This window comes from Syntrophomonas sp. UBA5494 (assembly GCF_002426325.1).
In genome coordinates this window covers 5,236-13,784 of sequence record NZ_DIPG01000061.1, presented here as the reverse complement: position 1 = coordinate 13,784, position 8,549 = coordinate 5,236, and the positions used below count along the sequence as shown (strand labels likewise).

Below are 8,549 nucleotides of genomic sequence, written 5' to 3'. Positions count from 1 at the left end.
TTTTTACCTTTTGTTTTTGGTGGGCGCAGCAGGTTTCGAACCTGCGACTTCTACCGTGTGAAGGTAGCACTCTCCCGCTGAGTTATGCGCCCGCTGCTAGATAGTGTATCATTTCTGCGGCCTTATTTCAAATCCTGGGCCTGGTTAAAAAATCTGGTCCTGAACTATGGTCTGGCTGCGTTTGGGCCCAACCGCGATCAGGGTCTGTTTGACCCCGGTGAGGTCGTAGATGACATCCAGGTAGCGGCGGGCATTGTGCGGCAGCTTATCGTACTCGGTAATTCCGCTGATATCCTCTTGCCAGCCAGGCAGCTCCATGTATTCCGGTTGGCAGCCTTCCAATACCTCTATACTTTCCGGAAACTCGCTGATAATGGTGCCTTTGTATTTATATCCGGTGCATATCTTGACCACCGCAAACTCATCCAGTACATCCAGTTTGGTGATGGCCAGGTCAGTCAATCCGTTCAAGCGCGCGGCATAGCGCAGTATCACCGCATCCAGCCAGCCGCAGCGGCGTTTTCTGCCAGTGGTTGTGCCGAATTCCATGCCCCGCTGCTGCAGCATATTCCCATCAGCATCGTTCAGCTCGGTCGGAAACGGCCCTTCACCGACCCGGGTGGTATAAGCTTTGGCTACCCCAATTACCCGGTCGATACAGGTAGGACCCACCCCGGCTCCCACACAAGCCCCGCCTGCGATGGGATGCGAGGAAGTGACATAGGGATAGGTGCCGTGGTCTATATCTAGCAGGGTCCCCTGAGCGCCTTCAAAAAGCACTTTTTTATGGTTCTTCATGGCCTGGTAAATCAATAACGAGGTATCGGCTATATAGGGGCGCAAGCGTTCTACTTGTTCCCGCAACTCCTCCAGCAGCTCCCGGTAATCGAAGCCCGGTTCGCCATGGATCTCTTCGATGATGCGGTTCTTCTGTTTTACCTGAGCCGCGAAGCGGGGCTCAAAATAAGCCGGGGAATCTAAGAGATCCCCGATTCTGAACCCGGTGCGGTTGATTTTATCCGCGTAGGTAGGCCCTATGCCCCGCTTGGTGGTTCCGATATTCGAAGCCCGGTCCTCCAGGCTGTCAATCCTCTTATGGTATGGCAGTACCAGCGGGGCGCGCTGACTTATGCGCAGATTTTTCGTGTCTATTCCCCGGCTCTCCAGTTCATCCAATTCTTTGATTAATTCACCCATATCCACCACTACCCCGTTGCCGACAATGCACTGGGTATTGGGATATAAAATGCCTGATGGAATCAGGTGCAGTTTAAACTGCTGGTCCAAAACTTCAACCGTATGTCCGGCATTGCTGCCCCCCTGATAACGAACCACACAATCCGCTTTTTCAGCCAGGAAGTCGGTAATCTTGCCTTTGCCCTCGTCTCCCCATTGGCTGCCTATCAAAACGATTGCTGACATCAGGCCACCCCCTTGGTATATTCACCAGTTAGCCGCCACACCAGGCCTTCGCGAAGTGGCCGGCAAACTCATATTAGCATTACCATTTATTAGTGTCAACCAAGGCAAGTTAAGGAATCTCGGGGTTTTTGTATACTGTATAAGAGTATACAGCTTGCTCAGGCGGCTTTGTCAATAGCATCGGCAGCGGCTTATAGGGGTTCCGATTGGCGGGGAATCGGCCCTGCAAATATGTGCGGATAGGCCTGATCGATGGATTCAAGGGGCACTATTTCCAGGCCTTTGGTTCCGGCGGGGACATCCTTGAGGTTCGCTGCCGGAAGCAGTATTTTACGCAGTCCTGCCTGCCTGGCTGCCTGGATTTTTTCCCATATGGCTCCTACCGGTTTGATCTTGCCGCGCAGAGATATCTCACCGGTTATGGCCACATCCTGGCTTATGGGCACTTCGGTTATGGCGCTGACGACAACTAGATAAAGGGCGGCGCCTGCCGAGGGACCGTCTACTTTTCCGCCCCCTACGATGTTGATATGCAGATCATAGTCTTTTAGGTTGGCGGCCAGCTGCTGGCGCAGTAGCGAAGCCGCGTTAAACAGCGAATCCCTGGCCATAGAACCGGCAGTGTCATTAAAACGGATACTGCCTTCACCGCTTGCGGAAGCGGGAAAAGCCACGGCTTCTATTTCTAAAACGTCTCCGTGATAGTGATGAGCCCCCAGTCCCATTATCCTGCCTACCTCACTGCTATCAAGCTCTACCCGGGGCGAAACCGGGGTAATGCGGCTGAACTGCACGGCTTGATGAACATGCCGTTTTAATACCAGGCGAGACTCACGGTGATCCCCAGGTTCATTTAAGGCCAGGGCATAGGCGTCGACCAGCAGTTTGTTGGCAGAGCGGCCTTCACTGGTATATTCGCTGATTATTTCGGGTACACCGGGCTGCATTTCAATACCCAGTTTGTTTGCCGAGATTTGCACTATCTTCTGTATATGCTGCGGGGTTAAAGGCTCGAAAAATACCTCCATACAGCGGGAGCGCAAAGCCGGACTGATGTTTTCCCGGCTGCGGGTTGTGGCGCCTATGAGAATAAAATCCGCAGGAAGTCCTTTTTCGAATATCTTTTTGATGTATTGCGGCACCCGGTCGTCGTGGGGGTCATAGTAGGAGGATTCGAAATAAACCCTTTTATCTTCCAGAACCTTGAGCAGCTTGTTCTGCAGTTCAGGGTCCATCTCCCCGATTTCATCGATAAACAAGATTCCCCCATGGGCTTCGGTAACCAGGCCCGGTTTAGGTTCAGGTATGCCGGCCTCGGCCAGGTCGCTGCGAGCGCCCTGGTAAATGGGATCATGCACCGACCCCACCAGTGGATTGGTAGCCTCACGGGGATCCCAGCGCAGGGTGGTGCCGTCCACTTCAATAAATGGGGCTTCTTCGGCAAAGCAGCTGGAGGTCCGGCCTTTAATCATCTCCAAGGCCAGGCGGGCGCAACTGGTCTTGCCCACCCCGGGCGGGCCGTACAGGATGAGATGCTGTGGATAGGGGGTGTTCAACTTGGCCAAAAGGGCAGTTACCGCTTTTTCCTGCCCAATCAGTTCCTTGATGTTGGCGGGCCTCAATAGCTCCAGAGCGGAGCGGTTCAAGCCGGTTCTTTCCATCTTTTCGATAAATCCCAGCTTTTTTAAAGTGCGGGCGTTTTCGGGGGAATTATTTTGCTCTTTGAAGAGCTGGACCTGAAGGTCCCTGACATAGACCTGATAGTTTTGATCCACCTTTTCCTGGATGCGTTTCTGCCATTCCGCTTCTACGGAGCGCCTGGCACTTTCCTCGGCCAGTAATTCCTCGAGGTAAGCGGTTTCCTGCTCCAGGTTGCCGTGAAACTTGAGTTCATTGATAGTAGGATCTTCGGCCAGTATGCGGTGCAGCCCCAGGATCTTCTCTTCCAAACGCTCTGACTTGATCAAATCGATGGCATCCAGTTTACTGGCCCGCAAGACCAGCCCCTGAGTCCCGTAAAGGCTGTCCAGACTTTGATAGAGGTTTTCCACCTGCCAGTACAGGGCCCGGTTTTTCTGGTCTTTTTTATTGCTTTTAAATTTCACTTAATGCGCCCCTATCATCCGGGTTCCACGCTAACCTGTATATCTGCGTGTATGCCCGGGTATATTTTGATGTGCACCGGGTATTCACCCAGATGTTTAATAGGTTCTCCTAATTCAATCTTTTTCTTGTCAACCATTACCCCAAATTGCTGTTGCAAGACTTCTGCTATTTCCCGGGAGGTAACTGCTCCAAAAAGCTTGTCGCCCCCGCCGGTTTTGGCTTTGATTGACACCATTTTGCCATGCAGTTTGTCTTTGACCAGCCTCGCCTGATTCTCTTCTTTGGTTTTTTGCCTTTCCAGACGCTGCTTTTGATCCTCGGTTTCTTTTAAACGGGTAGTGGTAGCTTCCTGGGCAAAACCTTTGGGAATGAGGTAATTTCTGGCATAGCCGTCGCTGACCTCTTTAATTTCACCCTTTTTACCCAGTTTTTTAACATCCTGTGTCAATATAACCTTCACGCATTATACCTCCTGTCCGGTAAATGGTTTTCTCAGGTCCAAGAGACTGTCAAATATGCCGAAAATACAAAGGAAACCCAGGGCTGACAGCGGAAAGAACAGCGCCAATACTGCCAGCAGGAAAATCATCCAGGACCTCCCCCGGCCCCTTTCGTATTTAAGGCGAAAAACCAGGCTGGCCAGGCCATAATAAAATGATATTACCGCCATGATAACCAGGATGTTCGAGCCTGCATAATAGGTGAGGCTGTGTTCATCCCAGCCTAAAAGCCACAGAGCCAAACCCAGATTTACCAGCCATACCAGTTCCCAGGGCATCAGTTCCTGCGCAAAAGGTTTCTTTTTTAGACGGCTGGCATGCTGGTTCCAGGTGAAAAAAGAGGCTAGCCACAGCATTAAAAATACTGCCAGTAATCCCTGAACATAGAAAATAGCGGGCAGATGATGCAAGATGTTGAGGCCCATGCTCTGCAGGGTCTGGTTTATTTCCTCCTGGGTCAGCCCCGCTTGCTGGTATATCTGGGTCCAGCCCTGGTTCTCATAATAACTGCTGGCCTGCATTACCATCTCGTTCACCTGCTGGGCAAAGTAGCTTCCTCCTCCGGATTGATATAAGGCCCCCAGGTACAGGCTTACCCCGGCTATGAGGGCCACGGTTCCCCAGCGGCGGGCGTCATAATAGCTGCCCTGTTTTAAAGTCAAAAATCCCATCACCATGGCCGGTATTCCATAAAAAGCCAGTAAATAGATCAGGTTGGCCGTTCCCCCGCTGACTGTGACAATAATTATATTGGCCGCGAATAAGGTCAAGAGTTTCTTGGCATCCAAATGCAGGCCGGCCATGATCAACAGGGCGCCCCATAATAAGGCTGAAATCATAGTCAGAGCAGGCACTGCAATCGTTACCAGGCCGGCCAGCACGGTTAAAATCAGGTATATTAAGAAGGTGGGCATTTTATCACCTCGTTCTGTGGCGCAAGTGATCATTGAGAGCGGTCATATCCTGATACCAGCGGTCTTCAAGCTGAGCTGCGGCCAGACTCTGTTCCAGCTTGAGTTTAACTGCGCGATCCAGGGCGGCAAAAGACACCCCCACCCGGCATCCCAGGAGGTAGATTAGAATGATGATAGCCGCAAGTTTATCGGCGGTTGCTTCGGCAGAGGCGTTAAGCAGGCTCTTGAACAAGGCCCCCACGGATTGAACTAATTCAGCCTTAAGCCATTCCACCATCTTCAGGTTTTTGGTTATATCCAGATCGCCTTTTAAGGCCATTTATAACACCCCCTTTTCAAACTGTTCAACAAGGAGCCGTCATTTCCTCCTAAAAACTCGGGTACAGTGAGAACAGTCCTTTGGGCCGGTCAATTGATATCCTCTAATAAAAACAAGCCCTCAAAAGAGGGCTTGCTAGCTAGCTTTACTCGGATGTATAGGGCATCAAAGCCATGGTTCTGGCCCTTTTTATGGATACTGTCAATTGCCGCTGGTGATGGGCGCAATTGCCGGTGATGCGACGGGGTAAAATTTTCCCGCGTTCGGTTACGTAGCGGCGCAGCCGAGGAATATCTTTGTAATTTATGTGCTCAATCTTATCGGCGCAAAAATTGCACTGTTTTCTTTTTTTGCGCTTTTCCTTTTTCAAATACGATTCCTCCTCTAACTAAAAGGGAATGTCATCATCCCCGTTGCGGTCAACGAAGTCGATATCGTTTACTAACTCTTGTCCCACATCATTCCAGCCATCCTGGCCAGAGGAGGTATGTGCTGCTGCTGAACCAGGCGCACTGGCTGACGACCCGCCTTTGTCGAGGAATTTAACCTCATCAGCGACTACGTCGGTTGCCCAGCGTTTTTGCCCATCCTGGGTTTCATAGCTGCGTACCTGCAGCCTGCCCTCCACTGCCACCAGCCTGCCTTTGCCCAGGTAATTGGCGCAATTTTCAGCAAGTTTATTCCATGCCACAATGGGAATGAAGTCGGCTTCGTTGCGATTGAACTTACGGTCGACAGCTATGGTGAAACTGACAACTGCAGCCCCATTCGGGGTATAACGCAGTTCGGGGTCGCGGGTCAGGCGACCAATTAAAACCACTCGGTTCAACACAAAATTCCCTCCCACCTGAATTTTAGTTAGTTCTCATCCTGGCGGATGATGATGTGGCGCAGGAAATTGTCCGATATTTTGATAACCCTGTCCAATTCTGAAACAGTATCGGGCTGGCCTTTGAAGTACCATAAGGAATAAATTCCTTCATGATAATCTTCAATAGCGTACGCCAGCCGTTTTTTGCCCCAGCCTTCGGCCTCGTTGACGAACTCTCCGCCGAAATCTGCGATGATGGTACGCAGTCTTTCCTTGGATTCGGCAATGGCCTCTTCAGACAAATCGGGTTTTAGCAAGAACAACATCTCATACGTGCGCATCGTTACACCTCCTCCCTATGGACTAACTCGTGCTAATACGAGTAAAGGCTCCGGTTTTTAACCGGAGCAGGGACTTCAAATTATTATAACAGTATTTTACCCCAGCATGCAAGATACTGGAAAGGTTTTATTATAAAACCCCTCTTATCAACAGGCTGTGCAATTCGGATACGGGTTTCTCGGTAATAAAGGTATCATTAAACAGCGCTTTCAGTATAGCCACAGGCTGCCCTTCCGGGCTGCTCTTAAATCCGATGATACAGAAGCGTTCTTCCCGGGGCATGTTTTTTACACTTACCAGGTCCCCGACTTGAAAGGGCATTTTATCTTTGCTTGTACCCTCCACTTCTTACCCCCCTTATAGCCATAGAATGATATAGTATATTCTATGCTGAGCAGGAAATAAGTGCTATTGACTTTCAGCCGAGGTCTCTACTTTGATCATGCGTTTTTCAAATTCCATCCGCGGAATCATCACCAGTCGGCCGCAACCCACGCACTTTATTTTGATGTCGGCTCCCATCCGGGTAACCTCCCAGTTAAAGCTGCCGCAGGGATGTTTTTTTTTCATCCTGACCACATCGCCGATTTTGAATTCTTTGCGCTGCATGGTTTTCCCCTCCCCCGCCCTTCAGGCCATCACTTCTATGGAGTAAGAGCAGGCTTCTACCGCCTTACCGATAAGTGCACAAAAAATCTGTCGTTTTTGCATAGCTTCTTCCAGAATCGAGGCTTGCCCGGCACTGACTGCCAGAAGCAGTCCTCCCGCGGTTTCGGGAGTGTACAGCAAATCCAGCCAGATCGGATTGAGCCCGGGATCTACACTAATTCTTTCTTCCAGGTAACTGCGGTTGTTGTAAGTTCCGCCCGGTATTAAGCCCATGGAAGCACCGTCCCAGGCACCGCTTATGAGCGGCACCGCCCCAGCATGCAGCTGCACCGTGACCTGACTGGCTTGAGCCATCTCAGCAAGATGCCCCAACAAACCGAAACCGGTGACATCGGTGGCCGCATTGACCCCGATCTCTGCGGCTATCTCGCTGCTCTCCTTATTGAGCATGGTCATCCAGTATATAGCTTCGTCATACGCTTGCGGCGAAACCATTTCCGCTTTTATGGCCGTGGCTATAATACCGTTGCCGATCGGCTTGGTGATGTATATCCTGTCTCCGGGTCTGGCCCCGGCATTGGTCAATAGCCGCTCGGGGTTGACCAGTCCGGTAACCGCTAAGCCGTATTTGGGCTCATTGTCATCTACGCTGTGGCCTCCCAGCAGGAAAGCCCCGGCCTCTTTAACCTTATCCAGGCCTCCCTCCAGGATCTGCCCCAGGGTGTGGAGATCTTCGCAGGTCGGATAGCATACAATATTCAAGGCCAGGAGCGGCTGACCGCCCATGGCATAGATGTCGTTTAAAGCGTTGGTGGCTGCAATCTGCCCAAACAGGTAAGCATCATCCACCATGGGGGTAAAGAAGTCCACAGTTTGAACCAGGGCTTTATCACGGTCAAGGCGGTACACAGCTGCGTCATCGCGCGTTTCCATCCCGACCAGAATATTTTCCTGCACCGTAACCGGGATGTCTTGTAAAAGCTTTTCCAAGGTCCCCGGACCTATTTTAGCAGCTCACCCGGCAGCCCTGACCATTTGGGTTAATCTGCGTTTTTCCACTGCCAGCCCTCCCCTCTTAAGGTATCCGCTTTTCAGGACATTTTTTCCATAAACGCCTGGTAGGCGCGGTAAGCCATGTATACATCGGCTTTACTAACTATCTCAAAGGGTGAATGCATGCTCAAAACGGCCACTCCGCAATCCACTACTTCCATACCGTAACGGGCCAGGTATTGAGCTACGGTGCCTCCTCCTCCGATGTCCACCTTGCCCAGTTCTCCAACCTGCCACACTACGTTTTCCTCGTCGAACAGACGCCTGATGGCGGCAACAAACTCGGGGTTGGCGTCATTGGAATCGGCTTTACCCCGGGAGCCGGTGTATTTGGTTAAAACTACTCCGGCAGACACAAAACTGCAGTTCATCTTTTCGAAAACGTCGGGGAAGGTAGGATCTACAGCGGCATTGACATCTGCTGACAGGGCGTAACTCTTGGCCAGGGTTTTACGCACCTGATAATAATCAGT

At 51.2% G+C, this 8,549-nt stretch carries 11 protein-coding genes, 1 tRNA gene and 1 pseudogene; all 13 read right to left on the bottom strand.

All coding sequences use genetic code 11. The annotated features are described in order from the left end of the window. Positions 1-17: 17 nt before the first annotated feature. Positions 18-92, bottom strand: a tRNA-Val gene (locus tag B3W37_RS07490). Positions 93-144: 52 nt separating this feature from the next. Beyond that, positions 145-1,422 carry an adenylosuccinate synthase gene (locus B3W37_RS07485; protein ID WP_483169058.1) on the bottom strand — a complete coding sequence of 426 codons (1,278 nt, stop codon included), beginning with the start codon at positions 1,420-1,422 and terminating at the stop codon, positions 145-147. A gap of 191 nt (positions 1,423-1,613) precedes the next feature. Continuing rightward, positions 1,614-3,527: a Lon family ATP-dependent protease gene (gene lonC / locus B3W37_RS07480; RefSeq protein ID WP_483169060.1), complete on the bottom strand. Its 1,914-nt coding sequence runs from the start codon at positions 3,525-3,527 to the stop codon at positions 1,614-1,616. Between the two features lie 14 nt (positions 3,528-3,541). After that, complete coding sequence (gene rplI / locus B3W37_RS07475) at positions 3,542-3,988, bottom strand: 50S ribosomal protein L9 (protein ID WP_483169061.1); 447 nt, start codon at positions 3,986-3,988, stop codon at positions 3,542-3,544. A 3-nt stretch (positions 3,989-3,991) separates the two neighbouring features. Further along, positions 3,992-4,942, bottom strand: coding sequence for a DUF2232 domain-containing protein (locus B3W37_RS07470; protein ID WP_483175240.1), 951 nt, complete (start codon positions 4,940-4,942; stop codon positions 3,992-3,994). Positions 4,943-4,946: 4 nt separating this feature from the next. Next, positions 4,947-5,261, bottom strand: coding sequence for a MazG-like family protein (locus B3W37_RS07465; protein WP_483169063.1), 315 nt, complete (start codon positions 5,259-5,261; stop codon positions 4,947-4,949). A 145-nt stretch (positions 5,262-5,406) separates the two neighbouring features. Further along, on the bottom strand, positions 5,407-5,631 hold the full coding sequence (rpsR, locus tag B3W37_RS07460; protein WP_481041842.1) for a 30S ribosomal protein S18: 225 nt from the start codon (positions 5,629-5,631) through the stop codon (positions 5,407-5,409). An 18-nt stretch (positions 5,632-5,649) separates the two neighbouring features. Beyond that, positions 5,650-6,093, bottom strand: coding sequence for a single-stranded DNA-binding protein (locus B3W37_RS07455; RefSeq protein ID WP_481041844.1), 444 nt, complete (start codon positions 6,091-6,093; stop codon positions 5,650-5,652). Between the two features lie 26 nt (positions 6,094-6,119). Next, positions 6,120-6,413, bottom strand: coding sequence for a 30S ribosomal protein S6 (gene rpsF, locus B3W37_RS07450; RefSeq protein ID WP_481041846.1), 294 nt, complete (start codon positions 6,411-6,413; stop codon positions 6,120-6,122). 130 nt (positions 6,414-6,543) lie between these two features. Next, positions 6,544-6,759 (bottom strand): hypothetical protein, encoded by a 216-nt coding sequence (locus B3W37_RS07445; protein ID WP_481041848.1) that lies wholly within the window; start codon positions 6,757-6,759, stop codon positions 6,544-6,546. Between the two features lie 63 nt (positions 6,760-6,822). Further along, entirely contained in the window at positions 6,823-7,023 is a 201-nt protein-coding gene (locus B3W37_RS07440; protein ID WP_483169066.1) for a DUF951 domain-containing protein, read from the bottom strand. A 21-nt stretch (positions 7,024-7,044) separates the two neighbouring features. After that, on the bottom strand, positions 7,045-8,058 hold the full coding sequence (gene selD / locus B3W37_RS07435) for a selenide, water dikinase SelD (protein WP_483175241.1): 1,014 nt from the start codon (positions 8,056-8,058) through the stop codon (positions 7,045-7,047). A 56-nt stretch (positions 8,059-8,114) separates the two neighbouring features. After that, positions 8,115-8,549: pseudogene (locus tag B3W37_RS07430) on the bottom strand (aminopeptidase); the annotation flags it as partial.

What these genes read in the sequence shown, in the direction of transcription:
- B3W37_RS07485 (WP_483169058.1), bottom strand. Translation starts at nt 1,422, where the DNA reads ATGTCAGCAATCGTTTTGATAGGCAGCCAATGGGGAGACGAGGGCAAA.
- B3W37_RS07470 (WP_483175240.1), bottom strand. Translation starts at nt 4,942, where the DNA reads ATGCCCACCTTCTTAATATACCTGATTTTAACCGTGCTGGCCGGCCTG.
- B3W37_RS07465 (WP_483169063.1), bottom strand. Translation starts at nt 5,261, where the DNA reads ATGGCCTTAAAAGGCGATCTGGATATAACCAAAAACCTGAAGATGGTG.
- rpsF (WP_481041846.1), bottom strand. Translation starts at nt 6,413, where the DNA reads ATGCGCACGTATGAGATGTTGTTCTTGCTAAAACCCGATTTGTCTGAA.
- B3W37_RS07440 (WP_483169066.1), bottom strand. Translation starts at nt 7,023, where the DNA reads ATGCAGCGCAAAGAATTCAAAATCGGCGATGTGGTCAGGATGAAAAAA.